This is a genomic window from Dyadobacter chenhuakuii, from assembly GCF_023821985.2.
Classification (GTDB): domain Bacteria; phylum Bacteroidota; class Bacteroidia; order Cytophagales; family Spirosomataceae; genus Dyadobacter; species Dyadobacter chenhuakuii.
Genome location: NZ_CP098805.1, coordinates 4,633,495 through 4,659,902, shown reverse-complemented (window position 1 = coordinate 4,659,902; position 26,408 = coordinate 4,633,495). Strand labels below are relative to the sequence as shown.

At 45.0% G+C, this 26,408-nt stretch carries 19 protein-coding genes; 11 read left to right on the top strand and 8 right to left on the bottom strand.

The window, feature by feature from the left end:
• Positions 1–9: 9 nt before the first annotated feature.
• The 3 genes from NFI80_RS19385 to NFI80_RS19375 form a co-directional block, all read right to left on the bottom strand.
• Positions 10–1,068, bottom strand: a complete 1,059-nt coding sequence (locus NFI80_RS19385; RefSeq protein WP_233799101.1) for a hypothetical protein — start codon at positions 1,066–1,068, stop codon at positions 10–12.
• Positions 1,028–1,636 (bottom strand): hypothetical protein, encoded by a 609-nt coding sequence (locus NFI80_RS19380; RefSeq protein WP_235160997.1) that lies wholly within the window; start codon positions 1,634–1,636, stop codon positions 1,028–1,030. Before NFI80_RS19380 ends, NFI80_RS19385 begins: the two co-directional genes overlap by 41 nt.
• Before the next feature lie 93 nt (positions 1,637–1,729).
• The gene (locus tag NFI80_RS19375; RefSeq protein ID WP_233799103.1) at positions 1,730–2,293 is read right to left on the bottom strand and encodes an RNA polymerase sigma factor; all 564 of its coding nucleotides are present in this window, start codon (positions 2,291–2,293) and stop codon (positions 1,730–1,732) included.
• A 204-nt stretch (positions 2,294–2,497) separates the two neighbouring features.
• Here NFI80_RS19375 and NFI80_RS19370 point away from each other — a divergent pair, with 204 nt between their 5' ends.
• Complete coding sequence (locus NFI80_RS19370) at positions 2,498–3,721, top strand: 4-hydroxy-3-methylbut-2-enyl diphosphate reductase (RefSeq protein WP_233799104.1); 1,224 nt, start codon at positions 2,498–2,500, stop codon at positions 3,719–3,721.
• A 150-nt stretch (positions 3,722–3,871) separates the two neighbouring features.
• Positions 3,872–9,331 (top strand): alpha-2-macroglobulin family protein, encoded by a 5,460-nt coding sequence (locus NFI80_RS19365; protein WP_235165867.1) that lies wholly within the window; start codon positions 3,872–3,874, stop codon positions 9,329–9,331.
• Here NFI80_RS19365 and NFI80_RS19360 read toward each other — a convergent pair whose 3' ends face one another.
• A complete protein-coding gene (locus tag NFI80_RS19360; RefSeq protein ID WP_235160994.1) occupies positions 9,332–10,072 on the bottom strand; it encodes an MIP/aquaporin family protein in 741 nt (246 codons plus the stop codon).
• A 151-nt stretch (positions 10,073–10,223) separates the two neighbouring features.
• On the opposite strand from NFI80_RS19360, the gene purB reads away from it, so the two are divergent.
• Complete coding sequence (gene purB / locus NFI80_RS19355) at positions 10,224–11,579, top strand: adenylosuccinate lyase (protein ID WP_026631994.1); 1,356 nt, start codon at positions 10,224–10,226, stop codon at positions 11,577–11,579.
• A 158-nt stretch (positions 11,580–11,737) separates the two neighbouring features.
• Here purB and NFI80_RS19350 read toward each other — a convergent pair whose 3' ends face one another.
• Entirely contained in the window at positions 11,738–14,287 is a 2,550-nt protein-coding gene (locus NFI80_RS19350; RefSeq protein WP_235160993.1) for an adenosylcobalamin-dependent ribonucleoside-diphosphate reductase, read from the bottom strand.
• Between the two features lie 528 nt (positions 14,288–14,815).
• Here NFI80_RS19350 and NFI80_RS19345 point away from each other — a divergent pair.
• The 8 genes from NFI80_RS19345 to NFI80_RS19310 all read left to right on the top strand — a co-directional run bounded on the left by NFI80_RS19345 (position 14,816) and on the right by NFI80_RS19310 (position 22,816).
• Positions 14,816–16,084 carry a cation:dicarboxylate symporter family transporter gene (locus NFI80_RS19345; RefSeq protein ID WP_255703598.1) on the top strand — a complete coding sequence of 423 codons (1,269 nt, stop codon included), beginning with the start codon at positions 14,816–14,818 and terminating at the stop codon, positions 16,082–16,084.
• A gap of 37 nt (positions 16,085–16,121) precedes the next feature.
• A complete protein-coding gene (locus NFI80_RS19340) occupies positions 16,122–16,385 on the top strand; it encodes a KilA-N domain-containing protein (RefSeq protein ID WP_235165865.1) in 264 nt (87 codons plus the stop codon).
• Positions 16,382–16,795, top strand: coding sequence for a hypothetical protein (locus NFI80_RS19335; RefSeq protein WP_235165864.1), 414 nt, complete (start codon positions 16,382–16,384; stop codon positions 16,793–16,795). The genes NFI80_RS19340 and NFI80_RS19335 overlap by 4 nt, the downstream gene beginning before the upstream one ends.
• A gap of 32 nt (positions 16,796–16,827) precedes the next feature.
• Entirely contained in the window at positions 16,828–18,558 is a 1,731-nt protein-coding gene (locus tag NFI80_RS19330; RefSeq protein WP_235165859.1) for a M3 family oligoendopeptidase, read from the top strand.
• A 76-nt stretch (positions 18,559–18,634) separates the two neighbouring features.
• Positions 18,635–18,886, top strand: a complete 252-nt coding sequence (locus NFI80_RS19325; protein WP_233799109.1) for a hypothetical protein — start codon at positions 18,635–18,637, stop codon at positions 18,884–18,886.
• A 240-nt stretch (positions 18,887–19,126) separates the two neighbouring features.
• Positions 19,127–20,200 (top strand): NAD-dependent epimerase/dehydratase family protein, encoded by a 1,074-nt coding sequence (locus tag NFI80_RS19320; protein WP_026631988.1) that lies wholly within the window; start codon positions 19,127–19,129, stop codon positions 20,198–20,200.
• 55 nt (positions 20,201–20,255) lie between these two features.
• Positions 20,256–21,203, top strand: coding sequence for a glycosyltransferase (locus NFI80_RS19315; protein ID WP_235165857.1), 948 nt, complete (start codon positions 20,256–20,258; stop codon positions 21,201–21,203).
• Positions 21,204–21,208: 5 nt separating this feature from the next.
• Positions 21,209–22,816 carry a hypothetical protein gene (locus NFI80_RS19310; protein ID WP_235165855.1) on the top strand — a complete coding sequence of 536 codons (1,608 nt, stop codon included), beginning with the start codon at positions 21,209–21,211 and terminating at the stop codon, positions 22,814–22,816.
• Here the strand turns inward: NFI80_RS19310 and NFI80_RS19305 are convergent.
• From NFI80_RS19305 to NFI80_RS19295, 3 genes are all read right to left on the bottom strand, one after another.
• Positions 22,811–23,260, bottom strand: coding sequence for an RrF2 family transcriptional regulator (locus tag NFI80_RS19305; protein ID WP_233799112.1), 450 nt, complete (start codon positions 23,258–23,260; stop codon positions 22,811–22,813). The genes NFI80_RS19310 and NFI80_RS19305 overlap by 6 nt on opposite strands.
• A gap of 181 nt (positions 23,261–23,441) precedes the next feature.
• Complete coding sequence (locus tag NFI80_RS19300; protein ID WP_235165854.1) at positions 23,442–25,847, bottom strand: 3-hydroxyacyl-CoA dehydrogenase/enoyl-CoA hydratase family protein; 2,406 nt, start codon at positions 25,845–25,847, stop codon at positions 23,442–23,444.
• Between the two features lie 16 nt (positions 25,848–25,863).
• The gene (locus NFI80_RS19295; protein WP_026631983.1) at positions 25,864–26,328 is read right to left on the bottom strand and encodes a MarR family winged helix-turn-helix transcriptional regulator; all 465 of its coding nucleotides are present in this window, start codon (positions 26,326–26,328) and stop codon (positions 25,864–25,866) included.
• Between the last annotated feature and the right edge of the window lie 80 nt (positions 26,329–26,408).

The following is a 26,408-nucleotide window of genomic DNA, read 5'->3' as shown; positions in this document are numbered from 1 at the left end:
TTACACACATTAATCTTTCAATTTCACATCACCAAATCGTGATACGACGGTTATCCGCGTTCCTGATCCGGTTCCTACTTTTCCTTGATATTGCTTTTGTTTATAAGCTTTATCATCCTTCGCCGGCTGCATGGAAAAATTCACATTGGAGGACGGATAACTGAAATTCCCATAAGTAACCGTCACATTGAACTGGTTTGCATCTGCCGGCAAGATAATCGACGAGTAAGATGCCTGAATGTCAATGTTTTCCGCTGAATTGGTAAGCTGATCAATCTTGAAATTACCTGAGTAGTTCAGCTTAATTTTTCCTGAGCCGCGCATGGTTCCGATTTTCGCGCCTGAATAATCAATGTCGGCATCCAGATTTGTCACATCACCAATGTTCAGCTCGCCGAACTTGTTGGTAATGAACACTTTTTTAGCCATATCCAGTTTCAGGTTTGAGTATTGGAATTCCAGCTTTCCGCCGTCCATTTTCCCAATTTTAGCGCTGCCATAACGCACATCGATCACGTTTTCAGCATTATCCAGAATGTTGGCTACGAAATGCCCATAGCGTGAATCCACCGTCAGCGGCGCGTGAAAGGAAGGAATGTCTGTGTCGCCAAACTTGTTGCGCACAATCAGCGCATTTTCTTTTGGCATATATACCGTGTAATCGATCTGAATGAAGTTCTTGTCACCTTTTTTGTTGTTCCAGCCATTATTTCCAAACTGGCTCCTGTCAATATGTGTCGTCAGGTTGATCTGGTTCTTGATCCGTTTTTCGTCGATTCTAACAGCCCCGAGATATTCCGAAGCGCGGCCGTCCGTAGGCGCATTCGCCGTTACAATGATCTCAACCTTAATCTCTTCCTTATTCCAAAGATTGATTTTGACCTGCCCAAACTGATTATCAACGACAAGCTGGTCATTATTTTTAACATCAAAAACCTTTACAATATTCCTTCGTTTTTCAATGAGCCCGTTCTGTTCCGGATCCGGGCTTACTGCCAGCAACAGCTGCGGCAGCATGAAAAACATGCTAAATAACAGGCGCGCTGTCGACTTCTTTATCGTCTCCATTTTTTACTTTATTAATGCGTTGCAAAATTTCTAATTGTTGGTTGAGCAGGTCAACCTGCCATTGTAAGTTCTGGACCATCGCTTCCAGTAATGCTTCCTGGTTGGGAGCATTCGATAAGTTGGAGCGCAGATTTTTATAACTCACTTCCAGACTTTCCAGATCCGCAGAGAAATCTTTATACACCTCCGGATTATTCCGCGCGAGTTTGATGATCTCCTCTCTTTTCTGGTCTATTGCAACATTGTAAGCATTGAATTCCTTGGCATAGGTAGGGACTTTGAGCGCCACTTTCGGGTCGCGGGTTATGCCGTATTCATTATTGAGGTAAACTAAAAAACCAATTCCAAGCGCCAGGAACACACCGGCCGCTATGCGCCAGTCAAAATAAGGGCTGCTCAGTCGCCTAATTTTTTTTTTGGATTGCTCCGGCACAATCGGAATCTCGTTATGTAATTTGCTATCGATCTGGCTCCATAAAGAATCTTGCGGTAAGAAAGTATCAAATCCATCCCTGTTATCTCGCACAAACCGCTCCAATCGATCTTTTTTATCAGAAGAATTTTTCATAGGTTAATCAACTTGTCATGTGTAAATAATGTTCTCAAATCCTTATTAGTTTAGATGGAACTCAAACGATTAAGTTTAAAATTATTGCTGCAACTATTTCGAAAGCATTTCTGTGAGTTTTCTTTTAGCTCTCATATATTGCGTCCTTGACGTCGTTTCGCTGATCCCCAGCACCTCTCCTATTTCCTCGTGATCGTATCCTTCAAATAAGTAAAGGCTCAAGACCACTCTGTAACCATCCGGCAGCTTCTGCACCGTGTTGCGCACGCGCTCCACTTCCAGGTTCGTCTCATGCTCATCCATCCCGAAATAACTTTCATTCCGGTCGATGTTCTCCGCCGTTTCCTGCCATTCTTCAATTTCCACCCATTTCACTTTCCGGCTCCGCATGTGGTTAATCGCCTTATTGACAACGATCTGCTTCAACCAGGCGCCGAATGTCGACTGCTGCCGAAACTGGTGCAGGTTGGTAAATGCATCCACGAATGCTTCCTGTAAAGCGTCCTCTGCCTCCCCCAAATGATTCAATATCCGCATGCAGATGTTGAACATGGCTTTCGAATACAACTTATAAAGCTCGTATTGCGCTTTGCGCTCACCGAGTTTACAACGTTCCACCAGTTCGACGTGCCGGTCAGGGTAAAAATGTGTTTTCAAGCAGAATGGCTAATATATATTTGAACGTTCTGTATCAAGGACAGCAGATGCGCCTGCATGTTGCATCAACGGGAAAAAAATTTTCCGTAAACGTCGTTCGAACAATGTTTGATGAACCGTTGTTCTTAAAAAAGGATCGTATATGTTTGATTTTTGGTCATAATATACCCTAATTTGTTTACTGCAATCTACCAAATTTAGTCAATGAAAACGTTCAACATTCCTGATTTTTACCGGAGCAGGATCATTACGCCGATTAAGGAATTCCGCCGTAAAAATGACAAGCTGAAACGTGACTATGCACCTACATTGCTGGATTTCGGCCCGGTCCAATTTCTGATTGCGCGGCATTTTGGATTTTGCTACGGGGTTGAAAACGCCATTGACATTGCTTATAAGGCCATTGCTGAAAACCCGGATAAACGCATTTTCCTGCTCAGTGAAATGATCCATAACCCGGACGTAAACCGCGATCTGGTGGACCGGGGCGTGCGTTTTATCATGGATACCAAAGGAAATCCGCTCATTCCCTGGGAGGAACTGAATGCAGATGACATTGTGATCGTCCCCGCTTTCGGCACAACCGTCGAAAACCAGCAAAAACTGACCGAACTGGGCATTAACGCCTACGTTTATGATACAACCTGCCCGTTTGTAGAAAAAGTCTGGAACCGCGCTGCGCAGATCGGAGAGAAAAATTACACGATCATTGTCCACGGCAAGCCAAATCACGAAGAAACCCGCGCCACATTCTCGCATAGCAAGGAAAACGCGCCGACCGTTGTGGTTGAAAACATGGCGCAGGCCGAACGTCTTGCCGAATACATGAAAGGCACATTGCCAGCAGAGCAGTTTTTTCAGGATTTTAAAGGTCAGTATTCCAATGGCTTTGATCCGGAAAAAGATTTGCAGCGCATCGGCGTCGTGAACCAGACTACAATGCTGGCATCTGATACACAAGGCATTGCTGACTTTTTGAAAAATGTAATGATCAAACATTACAGCCTCCGTCCCGAACAAGTGGAAGATCGTTTTGCCAACACGCGCGACACATTATGCTATGCTACGAATGACAACCAGGACGCGACTTACGCCTTGCTCACGCATGAGGCTGATCTGGTGATCGTTGCCGGTGGTTATAACAGCTCCAACACGACACATTTGGTCGAGCTTTGCGAGCAGAAATTCCCGACTTATTTTATTGAGTCAGTTAATAAAATTTTGGATAAACAGCTGATCCGCCATTTCAACCTGCATTCCAAAGAGGAAATGGTGACAGAAAACTATCTCCCGCAACATACGCCTGCCCGCATTATGCTTACGTGCGGTGCTTCCTGCCCGGATGCAGTCGTAGAAGGTATTTTGATGCGCTTACTTTCATTTTTCGAGGGCTCGAAAGACATTAATGAAGTGATGCAGCAATTTTAAATCGAACCGGAAAAACATTTAACTCACCGTTCGCTCAATTAAGTAGGCTAACCGGTTTTGCTGAAATTATATTCGTAGGATGGCTCAAAACGGCCGTCCTTTTTTCGTTTCTTACGTGTGTTCTCACTTACGTTTACTCCCTTCGTGATTATGAAAAAGACTTCTGCTTTTGCGATCTTTTTATCCCTTTTTATTCCAATCCTTTTTAACAGTTGCTCTTCTCTTAATGAAATTCGCGTCGCCGGGACCAACTTTACCGATGAGATCAGCCAGTCCCAAAATCTGATTTTTACATTCAACAAAGACATTGTCGCCGAAAGCGAGCTCAATGATTGGGATTCCACACAATATGTACAATTCGAACCGGCGGTGCGCGGCAAATTCAAATGGTCTGCGCCTAATGAGCTAGTTTTCTCGCCTGTCGCGGGATTTGGAGCCGCTACAAAATATACGGCCAAACTCACCGATCAGCTGACGGAGAAGATTGATAAAGACAAAAAATTATCCGTTTCAAAAGAGCCGTTCGACTTCCATACGCCTTATCTTCAATTGGTTGAAACAGAAAGCTGGTGGGCCCTTTCGCAGGAAAGCGGCAAGCAGGAAGCCAGATTAAGGTTGATTTTCAATTATCCGGTAAGCAGCCAGAATGTCGCTGAAAAACTGAAAGTATCGCTCGCGGATAAGTCTTTGGATTATAAAATATTGCCAGTTACGAACGAACATTCTGTCACGCTCGCCATCAGCAACGCTGGTAAGACAGACAACAACCCCATTCCTGTTAACATCGCCATTGAAAAAGGCCTGAAAGTCCAGAACACTTCTTATATAAGCCAGGAAGCCATCAGCAAAAGCGCCAGCTTGCCTTCACCGCTTCATCTTGAAATTGTGAACATTAAAACCGGTTTTGAAAACAATTCCGGATACGCCCGCATTATTACGACCCAGGAACTGGACAAAGAAAGCATTGCAAATGGCTTCAAGCTAAGCCCGGAAATTCAGGTGCAAACGGAACCGACAGAAAACGGCTTCATCATACGCGGTGAATTTAACGAGACAGAAACTTATAATTTACTGATTAATAAGACACTGAAAGGTGTTTTGGGCGCATTTCTGGAAGACGAAACATCCAAGGATCTGTTTTTCGGGAAAATGCCTGCATCTATTGCTTTTGCCAACAAAAAAGCACTTTATATGACGCCTAAGGGCTCCAAAAACCTGGGCGTTCAGATCGTGAACATTCCCAAAGTGCAGGTGAAAGTTTCCAAATTATACGCCAATAACATCCTGAGTTACGTCCGTAACAACCGCTGGAACGAATACGGCTATTCGGGCGACGAATGGGTGGAAACCGGCGCCTTTAATTACAGCGACGACCGGGATAATGAGCTGAGTGACATCATTGTTGACAAAACCGTTGAAACGGAAAACCTGCCGAAAAGCAAAGGAATTTCAGCATTGAATGTGGCCCTGCCCGAAGATAATCAGCGCAAAGGCGTCTATCTGGTTTCGGTCAATTCAAAAGATGAAGCCTATCTGGGTGCAACAAAGCTTGTTTCCATTTCCGACATTGGCTTGATCGCGAAACAAGGCAAAGACGAAATGTGGATTTTTGCCAATTCCATTAAAACAAATGAGCCGCTCGGCGATATAGAAATCACGCTCATCAGTTCAAATAATCAGACTGTGCATACCGCAAACACCAACGGCGACGGCATTTTGCACATTGAAAAACTCAGCGAAAAAGCGCCGGGATTCAAAATTGCCATGTTAACAGCGACTTTCAAGGAAGATTTTAACTATCTGATCTTAAAGGATACGCAAGTGGAAACCTCGCGATTTGAAGTGGAAGGTTTGCGGGATAATGCCTCTGGTTTACAAGCCTTTATTTACGGACAAAGAGACATTTACCGCCCGGGTGAAACCATGCATTTCAACACGGTTATCCGCACAAAAAAATGGGATAGCGCCAAAGAAATTCCCCTCAAACTACGCATGCTGACGCCTAATGGGCGTGAATATCGCACCTGGCGTAAAAATACAAATGCTCAGGGCGCCGTAGCAATTGAAGTGCCTGTTGATGCGGCCGGGCTTACCGGAACATATGTGCTGGAAGTTTACAATGGTAACGACATTCTGCTTGCCTCGCATGCTGTTAGCGTGGAAGAGTTCATGCCGGACCGGATCAAAGTGGATTTGAGCGGCGCAGCAAAGGAATATGTATCCGGAAACAATGTATCATTGACCGCAACTGCAACCAACTTATTTGGGCCACCAGCCAGCAACCGCACGTATCAGATGGACGCGCAGTTTAAAAGAAAAGGCTTTTCCTCGGCTGCTTTCCCCGAATTTGTATTCGACATTCCAGGCGAAACAGCGTTTGAAAAACAGAGCCGCCAGGGTGTTACCAATGAGCAGGGACAAGCCACCGAAAGTTTCCCGATAGCCGCCGGCCTGAAAGATATTGGCGTGCTGGAAGGAAAAATATTCGTGACCGTTTTTGACGAAAATGGTCGCCCGGTCAATCGTTTACAGCGGTTTGATGTTTTCACGCAGCCAACATTCTATGGAATCCGCCTTCCGGACGCCTATGTAGGAACCAATGCCCCGGTTCCTGTTGAAATAGTCGGTGTAAATAATAAAGGTGTTTTGAAAAAAAGCGCTGCCAGGATCGAGATCGTTCGCCTTGAATATCAAACCGTTGTAGAAAAAAGATATGATGTGCTGCAATACACTTCCCGGAAAAGTGAAAAGACGGTCTATGCTACAACATTAGACCTCAAAAACGGAAAAGGAAGCATTCAATATGTTCCCACGATCTCGGGAGAATATGAGGTTCGGGTGCGTCGCCCAGGCGCAGAACATTATACACTCGCTCATTTCTATGCATACGGCTACGGTTACACGCAATATTCTTCATTTGAAGTAAGTAATGAAGGCCGCGTGCTGATGGAAACAGATAAGCACAATTATAAGGTTGGAGAGTCGGCTAAAGTTTTGTTCAAAACACCTTTTGACGGAACGCTGCTGGTTACAGTCGAACGCAATAATGTACTCGAACAGCATATTTTAAAAACGGAGAAAAAGGCTGCGGAATTGACATTCAAGCTGAAAGAAGAGCATTTACCCAATGTTTTTATCACCGCCACATTAATCCGCCCGTTCGACACCACGGACATGCCCCTCACCGTAGCGCACGGATTCACTCCTATCTTGGTCGAAGACCCGGACCGAAAACTGCCTGTTGCTATAACGGCCATTGAAAAATCGAGATCCAAGACAAAACAACAAATCACGATCAAAACCGCACCGAATGCGCAGGTAACGCTGTCCGTTGTAGATGAAGGCATTTTGCAGATCAAAAACTCCAAAACGCCCGACATTCACGGCCATTTTTACCAGAAATGTGCTCTGGAAGTGACCACGCACGATTTATATGCGCAGCTATTTCCTGAACTGACTATAAGCGGCTCTTCGAGCTTTGGTGGTGATGGTTATGATCTGGAAAGAAGGATCAATCCTTTGAGCAATGGCCGGACAGAACTGGTTTCATTTTGGAGCGGCATACTAACCGCAAATAGCAGCGGTGAAGTCAATTTCGACGTCGATCTGCCACAATTCAGCGGCGATCTTAGGATTATGGCCGTGGCTTATAAAGACAACGCCTTTGGTTCGGCAACGAAAAACATGAAAGTCGCCGATCCTGTGGTGATCAGCGCAGGTTTACCCAGATTTTTAAGTCCCGGCGATGAATTAACCTTGCCTGTCAACATTAGTAACACAGAAAGCAAAGCGGCAAATGCCACCGTTTCTGTTCAACTAAATGGCCCACTGACATCAGGAGCGATTCCTTTGACTCAAAAAATGACCATCCTGCCCGGAAAAGAAGCACGTGCTATCTTCTCGGTGAAAGCGCTGCAATCGATCGGGCTGGCGAACATTACGGTAAAGGTTGCCGCATTTGGCGAGACTTTTACCAATCAAACCAACATTACGGTCCGGCCCGCGTCGCCGCTTCTGAAATCGAGTAATTCAGGGCAGATTGCAGCCGGGAAATCAGGATTGATCAATCTTGCCTCCACCTTCATTCCTTCTACCAGCAGAAGTCAGATCGTTTTGAGCCGGTCGCCATTGGTGCAGGGTGGCGGAAAAGCGCTTTCAACATTGCTCGGTTATCCTTATGGCTGCCTGGAACAGACCGTTTCCAAAGCATTTCCTCAGATTTATTTTGCTGATCTCACCAAAGCAATGGCCGCGCCGGTCTACACAGTGAAAAGTGGCGCGAGCGATTTCAATCCCATGACCAATGTGCAACAGGCGATCCGCAAAGTGGAGTCGCTGCAACTATTTAATGGCGGAATGACGATGTGGCCGGGTTCGACGCAGGAAGACTGGTGGGCAACCGCATATGCAGCCCATTTCCTCGAAGAAGCTCGGCGCGCAGGCTTTGAAATCAATACGAAAACACTCAGCCGTGCATTAGATTACCTTAAAACGCAAACAGGAAACACGGCAAACAAAGAAGTCATAACCGCAAGCACCGGAAATAGCTTGAATTATGGAAGCGAGCCATCGTCCGGATCCCAATCCAGGAAAACGGTGGCGCGTAGAGAAGCCGTTTATTCGCTTTATGTCCTGGCGCTGAACAGTCAGCCTAACCGGGCTTCCATGAATTATTACAAGCAAAACCCACATTTGCTGACATTGGATTCCAAATATTTGCTTGCAGCCGCATTTCAGCTGGCAGGTGATACCAGAAGTTTTAATGCGCTATTGCCCAAAAAGTATGTCCCTGAAAACGGCACACAAGGCTTTGACAACAGCTATTCTTCGCCATTGCGGAACATGTCATTGGTTTTGAACACACTTATAGAGTCTGATCCAGATAATATGCAAATCCCTGTTTTGGCCCGCCAGCTATCCAAAACAGTTCAATCGGCCGCATATCTGAATACACAGGAAGCAGCATTCTCTGTTCTGGCATTAGGAAAACTGGCTAAAAAGACCGCAGGATCAACGGTTACTGCGACCGTTTCAGCCAATGGAAAGAATGTGGGAACACTTACGGGCAAAGAGCTTAAAATCGCAAAAGGAATTGACAACCAGAAGGTTTCGATCCAAACGCAGGGCTCAGGCGATTTGTATTGGTTTTCACAATCTGAGGGCATGTCCGCAACAGGCACATACGCGGAGGAAGATCAGGGGTTAAGCATTCGCAGGCAGTTCCTTACCCGTGACGGCGCACCTGCTAATACATTCAAACAGAATGATCTGGTCATCGTAAAGCTAACATTAACCAGCACAAACGGCCTGCCGATTGATAACATTGTAATAACTGATATGTTACCATCCGGCTTTGAAATCGAAAACCCAAGGATTACGGAGCCGCGGGACATGCCATGGATCAAAAATGCTTCAAGCCCTGAATATCTGGACATTCGCGACGACCGCATTCACTTTTTCACCACTGCCAATAATACGGCCAAGACATTCTATTACCAGGTTCGCATTGTTTCCAAAGGCACATTTACCGTAGGACCAGCTGCCGCTGACGCGATGTATCAGGGCGAATATCGCAGCTATTCGGGTGGTGGAAAAATTAAGGTTGAGTAATTAAAAATAAAAGAAACGAAGAATCAAACCACCGGCGATGGCTCCAAAAACGGGGCCGGCGACCGGAACCCAGCCATAAGACCAATCGGAACTGCCTTTATTAGGAATGGGCAGAATGGCATGCGCAATCCTTGGTCCCAGATCCCTTACCGGATTAATGGCATAACCTGTGGTGCCGCCTAGCGACAAACCAATGCTCCAAACCAGCATTCCCACTAAATAAGGCGCAAAACCCGAAGGGATTCCACCTTTTTCAGGATCCGAAGTGCCGGCATAACCAATGGCCACAATGCCCACGATTAGAATGACAGTCGCAATAAATTCACTTAGAAAGTTAGCACCAGACGACCGGATAGCCGGACCCGTGGCAAAACAGGCAAGTTTAGAACCCTGATCCTCAGTGGCTTTCCAGTGTGGCAAATATTGAAGCCAAACCAGCACCGCACCCAAAAACGCGCCGATCAATTGCGCCGGTATGTAACTTGCAAGCAAGCTGTAATCCTGACGCAAGAACGCAAATCCAATGGTAACGGCGGGATTCAAATGGGCCGCCGCGCTGCCAAAAGCATTGGCCGTAAAAACCCCAATCATTACTGCAAATCCCCAGCCTGCGGTAATCACAATCCAACCCGCATTTTCTCCCTTGGTTTGTTTGAGAACGACATTGGCGACGACCCCGTTACCTAATAAAATAAGGACCATTGTTCCGATTAATTCTCCAAGAAAGGGTGAAGGCTGCATGAGTTACAAATAAGGTTGGATCGGCGAATATGCGAATTGTTTCATAATTTCTGACATCAATACCAAAAAGAATATTTCCTGCATTTTTTACCAATTTTCGACGCCGTTTTCTACTAACTTTGCCTGATAATCAATTTTTGTATTGAAAATCATGTCATTAAACCAACTTACGGCTATCTCTCCTGTCGACGGCCGTTATTACAAGCAAGTATCCGAGCTTTCTGCTTATTTCTCCGAATATGCCCTAATTTATTACAGAGTTTATGTGGAGATCGAATACTTTATCGCTCTTTGTGAAATTCCATTGCCACAGTTAGCGGAGTTTGACAAGAAACATTATGCTTCCCTGCGCAAGATTTATGAGGATTTTAGTGAGGATGATGCGCTGCATATCAAAGACATAGAAAAAGTTACCAACCACGACGTTAAGGCCGTTGAATATTTTATAAAGGAACAATTCGAGAAACTCGGCATCGAGTCATGCCAGGAATTTATCCACTTCGGGCTTACATCGCAGGATATCAACAACACAGCCATACCGCTTTCCCTTAAAGACGCGCTCGAACGTCAGATCAAGCCATTGTTCCGTCAGGTCCTTTTTGTATTGAAAAGAATGTCGATCGAGTGGAAGAATGTGCCTATGCTGGCATTCACGCACGGGCAACCGGCCTCCCCTACACGCGTAGGAAAGGAGTTTCTGGTTTTTGTGGAAAGGCTGGAACGTCAGCTGGAAATGCTGGACAAAATTCCGCATTCGGCCAAATTCGGCGGAGCCACTGGAAACTTCAACGCACATCACGTGGCTTATCCGAAACAGGATTGGATGGCTTTTGCCAACCACTTTGTAGAAGGTTTGGGATTAAAAAGAAGCCGCCACACCACCCAAATCGAACATTACGATAACCTCGCCGCCACATTCGACTGCCTGAAGAGACTGAACACAATCCTGACCGACTTGAACCGGGATATGTGGACGTACATTTCAATGGGTTATTTCAAACAAAAAATCAAAGCAGGCGAAGTAGGATCCTCTGCCATGCCACATAAGGTTAACCCGATCGATTTCGAAAATTCAGAAGGAAACCTGGGATTAGCAACCGCATTATTTGAGCATTTCGCTGCAAAATTGCCCGTTTCCCGCCTGCAACGCGATCTTACGGATTCAACTGTCTTGAGAAATATTGGCGTGCCGTTGGCGCATTTGGCCATCGCATTGAACTCGTTGATGAAAGGCTTAGGCAAAGTTGAGCTGAACGGAGAAATCCTGAAAGCCGAACTGGAAGACAACTGGGCAGTAGTTTCGGAAGCGATCCAAACCATCCTGCGCCGCGAAAGCTATCCAAAACCTTACGAGGCATTGAAAGAGCTAACCAGAACAAATGAAAAAATCACCCACGATTCTATTTCCCGCTTTATTGAAACATTGGATGTTTCTGAGAAGATCAGGGAAGAGTTAAGGGCATTATCGCCGTTTAATTATCTGGGTGTTGTAGAGGACACGCATTAAAGTTCAATTACCTGTCAGCCTGAGCGGAGACGAAGGCGCGTTACCCAGGAGTAGCGCGCCTTCGTCTCCGCTCAGGCTGACAAAGCGTTAACCCGCTCAGGCTGACAAAGCGTTAACCCGCTCTGGCTGACGGGACGTTTAACTTAATCATTAACCCATCACCCACACTTCGAAGACCCGCAATCCTTGCAAGTCAAGCAGCCTTCCTGATACAGCAAATTCGTAGAATTACAATTCTGGCATTTCTGCTTTTTTGCTTCCGTTCCGTCCGGAATGTATTGTTTCAATGCACGTGCAACGCCGTTTTTCCAGGTGTTGATGGATTCGTCCAATTGCAGGCTGCTGATCAGGTCTACGACTTTTTCGATCTGCATTCCATGACGTAATGTGCTGGAAATCAATTTCGCATAATTCCAGTATTCGGGATTGAATTTATACGAGAGCCCTTCAATCGTAGTTTTATACCCACGCGTATTTTTATATTGAAAATCGTAACGCGAACTGCCGTCTGCTTCGCGATTCTTAATAATTACGCCTTCATTAACCCATCTTGGCAAAAGGATCCCATCTTCATCATCGGCAAGACCGGTGAAAATTTCATAAGGCTGGTTATCGATCAAACCTACAAATGCAATCCATTTGTCTTTTTTGTTTTGGAAGCGGACAACATCAGCTTCCAGAATTTGTGGCCTGGTCGTTGGGAAAGGCACATTACCGGCAACAGTTTCCTCCTTTTTCTCCGTATTGGCAATCAAAACGCCGGATCTTGAACCGTCGCGATAAACTGTAACTCCTTTGCAGCCAGCCTTCCAGGCTTCCATATAACATTCGCCTACCAGCTCTTCGGTCACGTCATTAGGCATGTTAATGGTTACACTGATAGAATGGTCCACCCATTTCTGGATAGCGCCCTGCATTTTTACCTTTTTCAAATAATCCACATCATTGGACGTGGCTTTGTAGTAAGGCGATTTTTTAACAAGATCATCCAGCTCTTTCTGCGCGTAATTTTTGCTGATATCATGGCCATTGATCTCCATCCATTCCTTGAAACGATGGTGGAAAACGACATATTCTTCCCAGGAATCGCCTACCTCATCCACAAAGTCCACACGAACGTCCTTATCGCCCGGATTCACTTTTCTTCTTCTCTTATAAACGGGCAGGAAAACCGGCTCGATGCCCGACGTCGTCTGAGACATTAAACTCGTTGTTCCCGTTGGCGCAATGGTAAGCATAGCGATGTTACGACGGCCATATTCCAGCATTTCGTAATAAAGCTGCGCATCAGCTTCTTTCAGCCTTAGGATGAATGGATTATTTTTTTCTCTTTCTGAATCAAAAATAGAAAAGGCGCCTCTTTCTTTGGCTGTCTTTACAGACCCACGGTAGGCTTCAAGTGCAACGGTTTTATGTATTTCGACTGCAAATTCGGTTCCTTCGTCACTTCCGTAACGCAGGCCCAGCGCGGCAAGCATATCGCCCTCTGCGGTGATGCCGATTCCTGTTCTTCTGCCTTCTCTTGCTTTGGTTTGAATGTTCAGCCAAAGGTTGCGCTCCACTCTTTTAACCTCTTCGTCTTCCGGATCCTCATCGATCTTGTGAAGAATTGCATCCACCTTTTCCAGTTCGAGGTCGATAATGTCGTCCATCATGCGCTGCGCGGCTGCAACATGTTTTTTGAACAAATCCCAATTGAATGATGCCTCGCTCGTAAAAGGTTTGTCCACATAAGAGAACAAATTAATCGCCAGCAGGCGGCAGGAATCGTAAGGACATAATGGAATTTCGCCGCAAGGATTGGTAGAAACCGTTTCATAACCCAAATCAGCATAGCAATCGGGCACAGATTCGCGAATGATCGTATCCCAGAACAAAATCCCGGGCTCGGCCGATTGCCAGGCATTATGCACAATTTTTTTCCACAAAGCCGTCGCATCAATGTCCTTAATGTGCGTTGGCGTTGTGCTTTTGATCGGATATTGTTGCTTGTAAGTTTCGCCGGATTCGACAGCGCGCATAAATTCATCGTCAATGCGGACCGAAACATTGGCGCCGGTTACTTTGCCCTGCTCCAATTTTGCATTAATGAAATCCTCAGAATCCGGATGCCTGATTGCCACCGACAGCATTAATGCCCCTCTGCGACCGTCCTGAGCCACTTCTCTCGTCGAATTCGAGAAGCGTTCCATAAAGGGCACAATGCCCGTGGAGGTAAGCGCAGAATTTTTAACAGGCGATCCTTTCGGACGAATGTGCGACAAGTCATGGCCAACACCGCCGCGCCTTTTCATCAACTGAACCTGCTCCTGATCAATCTTCATAATGCCGCCGTAAGAATCCGACGCACCATTGTTACCAATCACAAAACAGTTTGACAAGGATGCAATCTGATAAGGATTGCCAATGCCCGTCATCGGACTTCCCTGCGGAATAATGTATTTGAAATCTTTGATCAGATCAAAAACCTCGTCTTCACTTAATGGATTCGGGTAAATGGCCTCTATCCTTGCAATTTCCTTCGCAATGCGTCGGTGCATGTCGTCGGGCGTGGCTTCGTATATGGCGCCGTATGAATCTTTGAGCGCATACTTATTAACCCAAACGCGCGCCGCCAGATCGTCTCCTTTAAAGTATTGAAGCGAAGCCTGGTACGCCTCTTCTGTCGTATAGGTCTGTTGTGTTTGTGTGGTTTTGGTAGATTCCATATCGCTTATATATCAAGAACATTGAAGAAAAATCAAGTATTAAAAGTAACTCTTTTCTCGCTTGCATCTTCAAAATTTGTTCACTTTATTAACTTAATGTTAAACAAATGTTTACAAACTTTTTTCGTAACATTTTGAAAATGAGTAATCTGGTCTAGCTTCGTTAAGAAAAAGTTCGCAAATTTTATTTTCACATCTTTTTTTACAAGAAAATATTTACAAAAAAAACCGGCTTCAATGGAAGCCGGAAATTTAGAATTACCATGGCGAAATTTTGTCTTAACTCCTAACTACTGCTTAAAGCCGGCTAACAGATCTTTCAACTTAGTTTTTTCTGGTGATTTCAAAGCGGAGGCGTTTCCGTCTTTTAGTACTCAATTATATAAAGCAAATATAGAATTATAATTTAGACCAAATATAAATAATTAAGAAAAAATTACTTTTCCATTCTTGAAACAATTCCTCGGACTTTTATTATTGTATCTTGAAAACTTGCACAAACCGCCCCGATCCTAGACCCCTATCCTATTGAAAAAGTTAGTCACTAATCTTACCTTCTGGGTTCTCACCGCCATAACGGCCGGTGCCTTAATGGGACATTATTTTCCGGAGCAGGCCGTGCAAATGGAGATTCTCGGAAAGGGATTTATTTCCATTGTCAAAGTATTTATCAACCCCATCATTTTCCTGACCATTACATTGGGGATCATTGGAATGGGTGATTTGAAAAAAGTTGGGAAAGTAGGTGCTAAGGCGCTGATTTACTTCGAAGTGGTAACAACGCTGGCGCTGATCGTGGGTGTTGTGGTGGCCAATGTGATCCGGCCCGGAGATGGCGTCGTAACCAGCAGTTTGCAGAAAGGCGACGCGTCTGCTTATACCAGTAAAGTGCAGGATTTCAGTTGGTTGCAATTTTTTCTGGATAATGTTACGCTTCAAGTCCTGTTGTTCTCATTGGTTTTGGGAACTGTTTTAAGTAAATATTCGGGTAAAGAAAAAGTCACAGAATGGCTTACTTTTTTGTCCAAATACGTTTTCCGCGCCCTGCACCTGGTGATGATTTTCGCCCCCATCGGCGCTTTCGGCGGAATGGCTTATACTATCGGAAAATATGGCATTGATACATTATTGCCGCTTGCCAAGCTCATGGGAACCGTTTACGCCACGATGGCCGTCTTTATCTTTGGCGTTCTGGGGCTGGTGATGCGAACTTACAAGATCAGTCTCTGGTCTTATTTGAAATACATTCGGGAAGAATTGCTGATTGTGCTCGGCACGTCTTCCTCGGAAGCCGGTTTGCCTTCATTAATGGTCAAATTAGAAAGAATGGGCTGTTCCAAACCAGTTGTAGGGCTGGTCGTTCCGGCAGGTTATTCCTTCAATCTCGACGGAACAACGATTTATCTTTCCATGGCGACGATCTTCCTCGCCCAGGTTTTCGATGTGCATCTCACATTTGGGCAAATCTTGTCATTGATCGGCATCCTGATGGTCACCTCCAAAGGCGCTGCGGGCGTCACGGGAAGCGGCTTCGTGGTGCTAGCGTCCACATTAACCGCCATTAAAGTGATTCCTGTCGAAGGCCTGGCGCTGCTCCTGGGTGTCGACCGCTTCATGTCCGAAGCCCGCGCCATCACGAATTTCATCGGAAACGGCGTCGCCACAATCTGGCTCGCCAACAACGAAAAAGAATTCGACCGCAGCAAAATGGAATACGCCTTCGCGAATGTTAACGAAACAGAAAACGTTATTACCGATAATTTGACCGATACAACGCAGCGGAAGGATTCGGTTTAAGGCAAAAAATTCACAAACACTTTAAACACACTTATACATGTCAAAAAGCACCAAACTGGTTGTCCAAAACATTGAAATCGGACTAGTAAGTATTAATTCTGAGGACTATATATGTTTAACAGATATGGTAAAAGCTAAGGACGGAGACTTCTTTGTCAGCGACTGGCTCAGAAACGTTAATACACTTGAATATCTTCATGCCTGGGAAGGAATGTACAATCCAAATTTTAATTCTGGCGAATTCGCTTCAATTAGAAGCCAGTCAGGCATTAACTCCTTTAAAATTAGTGTCAAAGAATGAGAGTCCTTTGTAAGGCAAATTATAAAATCCATACGGATGCGATCAAAAACTACATTATCCCGCAGGCAGGTTACACAAAAGCGAAGGAATGGCTGCTTTATGCCGATGAAGCTGATTTGTTGAACATTGCTATGTGGGGATGTACTGCACGTGACTGGAAACAAGCCAATCCTCAGCGAGTCTTACAAGGCGAAAATATCAGGAATATGGCCAGCATAAATGACTTGACCATCTTGTCGAATATAGAAAGTTTAAATTCGATTTTGATCGTCCAACGGCTTTCAAAGGTAGAGAGACTCCGATTTCTTGCCAATACAGTTGAACAGCAACGGAAATCGCTGGAAGGAATTGATCTCATTAAGGGCATCAAAAAACTAAATGATAGCACATCCTTAAATGCCAAAAATTAACTTTGAAAATTCAGTAACAAGCTTTTTACAAAATGACAACGGATAATATTGAGATACTAACCCGGGGACAAAGGGGTTTTATAGGAGAAGAATTTGATTTGAAAAAATGGGAGGATGTCGAGCCTTTTTTCGAGAATCTGAAAAACAGGGAAATCAATTCTGCGGAGGATTTGCAGCAATGGTTTCTGGACCGCAGTGAAATAGAGTCCTATTTATCGGAAAACTTTGCATGGCGTTACATCAGGCAGACCTGCGACACGGCTAACACAAGCCTGATTAATGCATTGCAGTTTTTCATCACCGAAATTCAACCCAAACTGGCAGAGTATGGAAATGCTTTGGACAAAAAAGTGGTCGACAGCCCTTATCTGGGAGAATTAACAGAGCCTGGATTTGAAATTACAGTTCGTGGCATGAAAAAGGCCATCGAAATTTTCCGCGATGAGAACATTCCGCTGATCACCGAGATGCAGACCGAAGAGCGCCGTTACGGAGCTATTGCCGGCGCTATGACGGTGACCTTGGACGGTGAAGAAATGACTTTGCAAAAGGCAGCCGACCGTCTTCAATCCACAGACCGGAACATTCGCGAAGAAGCCTGGCGCGCCATCAACGGCAGACGCTATGACGACCACGAACAGCTGGACGAGCTGCTGGGTAAGCTGGTAACATTGCGTGATCAGGTTGGTAAAAATGCGGGTTTTGCTAATTATCGCGATTATATGTTCGCTGCCATGGGCCGGTTTGATTATACGCCGGAGGATTGCTTCAATTTCCACGGGTCGGTGAAAAAAGCTGTCGTTCCTATGCTCGATGAAATGGCGGCCAATAGAAAAGAAGCCCTGAAAGTAGATGCGCTTCGTCCGTGGGATACAAAAGTGGATCCGCAGGGACTGGCACCATTGAAACCGTTCGCAACAGGTGAGGAATTGCTGAATAAAACGATCCGCTGCTTTTCCAGGCTGGACCCGTTTCTGGGCAATTGCCTGACCACGATGAAGAACATGAAACATCTTGATCTGGAATCCAGGAAAGGAAAAGCGCCGGGTGGCTACAATTATCCGCTGGACGAGATTGGCGTTCCGTTTATTTTCATGAATGCGACTTCCAATTTGCGCGATATGGTAACATTGCTGCACGAAGGCGGCCATGCGGTGCATTCGCTGGTGACGCGGAATTTAAAGCTCAATTCATTCAAACATACGCCTTCCGAAGTGGCTGAGCTGGCTTCTATGTCGATGGAGCTGATCACGATGGATTACTGGGATGAGTTTTTCGAAAATGAAAACGATTTGAAACGAGCGAAAATCCAGCATTTGGAGTCCATCCTGGAAACCCTCCCGTGGGTGGCGACGGTGGATAAATTCCAGCATTGGATGTACGAAAATCCGCAACATTCGGCTGCTGAACGTACAGATGCCTGGGTTCGCATTTATGAAGAATTTACGGATCACGTGATGGATTGGAGCGGTCTTGAGATTTATAAAAAATACCTTTGGCAGCGTCAGCTACACATTTATGAGGTGCCTTTCTATTATATCGAATACGGCATTGCTCAGTTGGGAGCGATCGGCGTTTGGAAAAATTACCGGCAGGATGCTGCAAAAGGCCTCAAAGGTTATCTGGATGCGTTGAAGCTGGGTTATACGGCAACAATCGGTGAGATATATGAAGCTGCCGGCATTCCATTCGACTTCTCGGAGCAGCATATCACTGATCTGATGCAATTTGTCCGCAACGAACTGGCCGAACTAAAAAAGTAACATTTCGTCCGGGCTGATTTGGTGGTTATGAAAATGACGGTTATTTTTGCCCATATTACTATGAACGATCAAAGAAATGAAATTCTATAAAATTGTTGCATTTGTTGCTTGTCTTGCGTTGCTTTCATCATGTGACTATCAGAAATACAATCACATTGAGCAAAAAGACCTGAATACTGGTAACGAATTGGTTTACGGCGTAAGCCCGGACTCATTGCCACGTCAGATGTCGTTGAAATATGAGGCTAAGCCAGAACTGGAAACGCGTGTAAACGATATCCGTGCTAAATTGTACAGCGGCACAACGAGTGCATTGGTTAAACAATAGTATATTTCTACCTATATAAGAAGATATCCTCATACAACTGGGGATATCTTTTTTTTGAAATCCTGTTTATAACATATTGAACAATTTCAATATAGGTTGCCGCATATAATCCTCCTGAAACCGTTCCATTGAATAACTGAGTTGTGACAATTGAACATTTTTAATTTACTTTACGTATTCGTGGCAGAAAAATACTTGTATTAATTACAAAAGGACAGGCAATTAAAAATACAAAAAAACATGAATATAGCATTGGTAACCGGCTCAGCCGGTCTGATTGGAAGTGAATCGGTTGCGTTTTTAGCGGATAAATTTGATCTGGTAATCGGTGTTGATAATAATTTAAGAGAATACTTTTTCGGCGCAGACGGAAATACAGAATGGAACCGCAACAGGATCCAGGACCAGTTTAATAACTACAAGCATTACGCTGCTGATATTCGTGAAGTTAGCCAGCTGGAACCCATATTTAAGGAATACGGAAACGACATTAAGCTGATCATTCACGCGGCCGCACAGCCAAGTCACGACTGGGCAGCGAAAGAACCGTTTACAGATTTCGGCGTAAATGCGGTCGGAACGCTTAATATGCTGGAAATGACACGCTTGCATACACCAGAAGCTGTGTTTATTTTTACTTCTACTAATAAAGTTTATGGCGATAACCCCAATTATCTGCCATTGATCGAGCTGGAAACACGTTGGGAAATCGATCAAAACCATCCTTATTTCGAGAACGGGATTGACGAACAACACAGCATCGACCATACAAAACATTCAGTCTTTGGTGCGTCGAAAGTAGCTGCCGACATTATGGTTCAGGAATATGGCCGTTATTTTGGTATGAAAACGGCGGTTTTCCGCGGCGGTTGTCTTACCGGCCCAAACCACTCCGGCGCTCAGTTGCACGGGTTCCTCGCTTACCTGATGAAATGTGCTATTACCGGCAACCACTACACGATCTTTGGTTATAAAGGAAAGCAGGTTCGCGACAACATTCACAGCCATGACCTTGTGAACATGTTCTGGCATTTTTATCAGAACCCACGTCCGGGCGAAGTGTATAATGCAGGTGGCGGTCGTTTTGCAAACTGCTCTATGCTGGAAGCCATTGCATTGTGCGAGCAAATTACCGGAAACAAGCTATCCTATTCATACTCAGACACAAACAGGATCGGTGACCATATCTGGTATGTAAGTGATCTTTCTAAATTCAAGTCGCATTATCCAGGCTGGAACTGGGAGTATGGCCTGACTGAGACACTTACCCAAATTCACGACGGTATTTCTTCAAGACTAGCAAAAACCGTTTAAAACTCTTCCGAAGCCTCCGAACTTAACCTTTCGGAGGCTTTCAAATTCCTCCCCCATGCCAGAAAATTTTGTCATTATCATTCCTCAATTCAACGACTGGGAGGCGCTGAACCTGCTTATACAAAAGATTAACGCGGATTTGAACGCGTCGATCCTAAGAAACACCACGCTATTTATCGTTGACGACTGCTCCTCTAAAGAAAGAACACAGCCATTTGTGCATTTCGGAGGTAAAGAGATCAAAGTCCTGCGCTTATACCGCAATCTTGGACACCAGAAAGCAATTGCCATTGGCCTTTCTTACGTAGCCGAGCACATTGCTGCGGATAAGGTTATCGTGATGGACGCGGATGGCGAAGATGCCCCAAGCGACATCAACTTGCTGGCTGAGAGGTCATTACAAGAGCCGGGCAAGATCATTTTTGCGGAACGTAACAAGCGCACAGAGAATTTTCTATTCAGATCCTTCTATGTGATCTATAAAATGCTTTTCAAGTTACTGACCGGAAAAGTAATCACATTTGGTAATTTCAGCCTTGTGCCGCAAAACCGGTTGCAAAATCTCGTTCGGGTTTCGGAGATCTGGAACAATTATCCGGGCGGCATTATCCGGTCAAGAATCCCTTACGATTCCGTGTTGACCAACCGTGCTAAAAGGCTGGCAGGAGAAAGTAAAATGAACTTCGTTTCGCTGGTTTTACATGGTTTAAGCGCCATTTCTGTGCTGGTGGACACCACAGCAGTCCGCATTCTGATATTCTCGATTTTCATGTCGGGCATCGCGATTGCTTTTATCATCTTCATCATTTTTCTGAAACTCATTGGCAATGCAACGCCTGGCTGGGCATCCACATTAGGGAGCACGCTTATGATCCTGATGTTGCAATCCTTCCTAATTTCGCTATTTTTGGTGTTTATGGTATTGCAATACCGTTCTCAACAGCATTTTATTCCAGCGGTTCATTACCGCGATTTCGTTGAGAAAGTGGACACTTTCAGCTAGACCGCATGCTCACTTTTGACAATTCCCCGCCTGTATATTGGTTCATCGGATACGTGCTGGCGGCGTTTGTGGTCTTTTTGGGTTTTTATAAATCCATTTCAACCAAAATTTACCTCATATCAGCTATTATTCTGCTGATTTTCATGCGTTTACCAGTTATCGTTTTCAACCGGGAGCTCAATCCTGATGAAAGCCAGATGCTGAGCCACGCGATTACTTTATTCAAAGACCCCATTTACTGGCGCTCGGTGGACGGCACCACAATCGGTCCGCTTGACAATTATTTGCTGGTTATCCCAAGGTTACTGGGCTTCGAGATCAACTACACATCCGGCCGGATAATGGGCCTCATTTGTGCGGCGGGTGCGCTGGTAATGCTGTTCTATGCTCTTAAAAACTGGTTTGGAGCGTCTGTTGCCCGTAAAATCTCCCTGGTTCCGCTGCTGTTTCTGGCTTTTACACAGGAGATTGACTTCGTCCATTATTCCAGCGAACAGCTTCCCGTTCTCTTGCTTTCTGTTTGTGTCTGGTTACTTTCAAGAGCGACGCAAGGCCTTGGAAATGAAAAGATTAACTTATATTTCCTTGGACTAGCCGCAGGTGCCGTCCCTTTTGCCAAGCTGCAAGCCGTTCCACAGGCACTGGTTCTTGCTGCGGCTGGTTTATGGGTTGGTTACCAATGTTTTAAAACAAAAAAGGAGTTTAAGCCGGTTCTGTTTCTCTTGCTAGGAGGTCTTACATTTCCTATCCTGACACTCATTTGTACATTGATTTTCAATGTCTTTTCTGACCTGATCTTCTTCTATATTTTAGGAAATGTGATTTACGCGGGCGGAAAAGGATTTCTCGACATCCCAAGCCAGTTCATTACAATTTTCAGATTAAGCGCTGATTTCCAAATATTTACATTAGCATTGATCTTGCCGATATGCATTGCATTTTACCAGATATTTCGTAGACCGAGTATTGGCAAGATGAAGCCCATTATTCCTGTGTCCATTCTATTGCTCCTGTTTTCAAGCATTTACGCGGTTACCAAGTCAGGTAATGATTTTATACATTATCTCAATTTCTGCATTATCCCCTGCACATTGCTGGCGGGTTATGGTTTATCTAAAATTGAAAAATGGTCGGTTGCCTTCCCTGTTATCGTTTTGCTCTGGTTTGCTTCCAATGACGCGTATCACTATGTTAAGGAGCGCCGGCTGAACGCTTTTAACTCTGTCAATGCAAGAACACTGGCGCAAAGTCCTGTTGTAATTGCTTTAAAAAAATATAGCAAACCCGACGATTACATGGCCGTATGGGGTTGGCAATGTGCTTATTATGTAGAAGCCCAATTGTTACAGGCCACCGCAGAAAACCATTCCGAGCGGTCTATTTTCCTTCATCCGATGCAGGATAAATACAAGAGCCGCTATATGGCTGACATGGAACGAACAAGGCCTGCTATTGTCCTGGATGCGGTGGGGAAAAACAGCATGTGGGTGCAAAACAAAAAAGCACAAGGAATTGAGAGTTACCCTGCGCTTTTGGAATATGTTAAAGCTAATTACAAACTGATCGGTGACTTTGACGACACGCGCTTATATGTGCGCAACGACCGCCTATAATTGTGTCAAAACGTCTGTTGGCTGTGCGTTTTCAGCTTGAAGCAAGTCGTTTAATGTAGTTTGGTCCAATACGGCGAGGTTAGCGTCGCGCCATCTTTCCAGCACGGAGCGCAGGCTGCATGTTTCTTCATCCTTACAATCGTCGCAACGCCCGTAAAAGAACATCGAAACACAAAGTGCCGGCGCGATCGGACCGTCGATGATCCGCAATACTTTTGAAAAATTGACCTCACCTGGTGGAATGCGCAGCAAATAGCCACCTCCTTTTCCCTTTTGACTTTGTAAAACTCCGTTGTTACGCAAGTCAAGTAGTATCGCCTCCAAAAATTTCTTTGGAATCTTCTCTTTTTCAGCAATGTAGGAAATCAAGACCGGCCCTTTCCCGTATTGTTCTGCTAAAACTTTTAAGGCTTTAAGCGCGTATTTTGCTTTTTTAGAAATCATTTTTGCTCAAATGTACTTTTAGTCAATTTAGCATACAGGGCGAATCTTTTTCATCCCGGATTAACAGATGATCAGTTCTAAATATCGAACATTTCACCAAATATCCTGCTAAATGCAGAACATTAATTGGTTAAACAATAATTCCCTTGAAAATTTACGAAGAAATTGCAGTGTCTAAGTGCTAGTTTCTAGGCGGTTTCCCGCCGTTCAGCAAGCCTTGCATTCTTTCAAGCGTCTTCTTTTCTCCGCAAAGAGAAAGGAATGCTTCTCTTTCCAAATCGAGTAAATATTGTTCGGTAACGTTCTGCGCATAACTCAAATCTCCACCGTTGATCACATAAGCCAGTTTGTTGGCAATTTTAGCGTCGTGATCTGAAATATAATTGGCCAGTCGCATCTGCGCAATGCCCGCCATAAAGAGCGCAATCCCGGTTTTACCCTGGACTTTAATGTCATTTCGCTGCTTCGGCTGCGTATAACCGTTATCCGCCAGATCCATGGCTGCTTGCTTCGCCTCCACAATAAGTCTTGAACGATTCAATACGATCTGATCTTTATCCTGTAAATAATTCATCTCACGCGCTTCCTGTGCCGAGGTCGACACTTTCGCTTGCGCAATGTTCATGAATGCAGTTTGAAGAATGTTCAATTCCGTATCGCCTGCGTGATACATATCCGAGCATCGAAGCGCCATTTCCTTCGTTCCGCCACCTGCGGGAATGATCCCGACGCCAAACTCCACTAGTCCGATGTAAGTTTCAGCATGCGCCACAACTTTGTCGGCATGTAAATTCAGCTCACAGCCACCGCCTAATGCCAGCGAATGTGGTGCGGTTACGACTGGAATCGAAGAATAACGCGCGCGCATCATGGTCTGCTGGAACTGTGCAATCACCATATTGATCTCATCGAATTCCTGCTCGATGGCAAACATAAACAGCATAGCCAGGTTCGCACCAGCAGAGAACGCCTCCGAAGATTCATTTCCAATCACTAATCCACGAAAGTCCTTTTCTGCCAAACTAATGCCTTTATTAATTCCTTCGATCACCTCAGAACCCATCGTGTTCATTTTTGACTTGAATTCCAGATTCAGGATTCCGTCGCCAATGTCATACAGATTCGCCCCGGCGTTTTTCCAGACAATGTTGTTTGAAAGATTGCTCAGAAGAATAAAGCTCTCCTGTCCAGGGATTTTCTTATAGGTTTTTGAAACAATATCATAGTAAGAACGCTTACCATTTTCAACCTTATAAAAAGATTCGTTTCCGGCTGCGATCATTTCGTAAACCCATTCCGCAGGTTTCATATCCAGGCTTTCCATGATCGAAAGCATGTTTTTCACACCAATGGCATCCCAGGTTTCAAATGGCCCATATTGCCAGCCAAATCCTGCGGCAATGGCCTGATCGATCCGGAAAATTTCATCCGAGATCTCTGGAATCCGCAAGGATGCGTATCGGAAAATGTCAGCGAAGGTCTTTCTGTAAAATTCACCAGCCTTGTCCCTGCCGCCAACCAGCACGCCAAAACGTTTGGAAACGTCGCTAATGGCCTTGGTTCCTTCCAATGTTTCAAACTTAACTTTTTCAGAAGGCTTATATTCTAATGTATTGAAATCCAGTGCAAGAATGACAGATTTGCCTTTTTCATCCTTTATTTTTTTATAAAAACCCTGTCCCGTTTTATCGCCTAACCATTTATTATCATACAATTTCTGCATGACCTCAGGCACCACAAATGCGTCCCTCGATTCATCTTTCCCCTCTCCGGAAGCATACAAATTGTTCGCGACATGAACGGTTGTATCCAATCCTACAACGTCCGAAAGACGATATGTCCCTGACTTGGGCCGTCCTACAACAGGCCCGGTAAGCTTGTCGACTTCATCCACGCTCAAACCGATTTCGGCAGCGACCCGGATGGTTTGGATTAATGCATAAATTCCCAGCCTGTTAGCAATGAAACCAGGCGTATCTTTTGCTAAAACAGTGGTTTTGCCCAGAAAAAGATCTCCGTAATGCATCAGAAAATCAACAATTTCCTGATCGGTTTCTGAGGTTGGGATTATTTCCAGTAATCGTAAATATCTGGGTGGATTAAAAAAGTGCGTTCCGCAGAAATGCTTGCGGAAGTCTTCGCTGCGGCCTTCCGCCATCAAATGGATCGGGATTCCGGACGTGTTGGAAGTTACGAGCGTCCCCGGCTTGCGCAGGGCATCCACTTTTTCGAAAATGCTTTTCTTAATATCGAGCCGTTCCACAACGACTTCCATCACCCAATCGTAATTTTTTATATCGGCCAGGTTATCCTCAAAGTTTCCTGTTTTAATGCGTGAAGCAAAAGCCGGGCTGTAAAGTGGCGCCGGGGACGATTTTATAGCCTGCTGCAAGGCATCATTCACGATCCGGTTACGGAATGCCGGGTGTTCGCTGGTCATTCCTCTGGCCTTTTCAGCGTCATTAAGCTCCTTAGGGACGATGTCAAGCAACAACACTTCCACACCAATATTGGCAAAGTGGCAAGCAATGCGCGATCCCATAATGCCCGAGCCCAAAACGGCTACTTTACGAATTGAACGATTCATTATTTAAAGGTTTGGTTTAAAGCTCTTCTTCTATTTCGCCGGCTTTGAGTTTTTGATTCTCCTCTTCTACCAGTTTGTTGATATCTTTAATTACATCGAAAAAAACGACCAGCTTATCCAGCGGAATCTTGTCCCTGATCATTGTATTGAATGAAATAACGCCTTCCCGCGCCAGTTCCCGTTTTTCTTTTCCTAAATCAGTCAGCACAATCCGCACAAACCGCTTGTCCTGCTCGCTGACCTCGCGCTTGATGAGTCCGCGTTCTTCCAGGTTTTTGAGCATCCGCACGAGGCTTCGGGGTTCCATGCCGAGCAACGGGGCTATTTTGGTTGCCGGCGTTCCGTTTTCAATGTCAATGTTGAGCAAAACATAGCCTACGGCCATAGTTGTATCAAAACGTGCGGCGTAGGCATTGTACATTCTGGAAATCGAATGCCATGCCCATTTTATCTGGAAATCAATTGTTTTTTCCTTACGCATCCTTAAAAATTCTGAGTAGTGTCAGGAGTGCCCCTTCTCACAAATGTAAGAAATCAGCCCACTATTATGCAAGCATACTA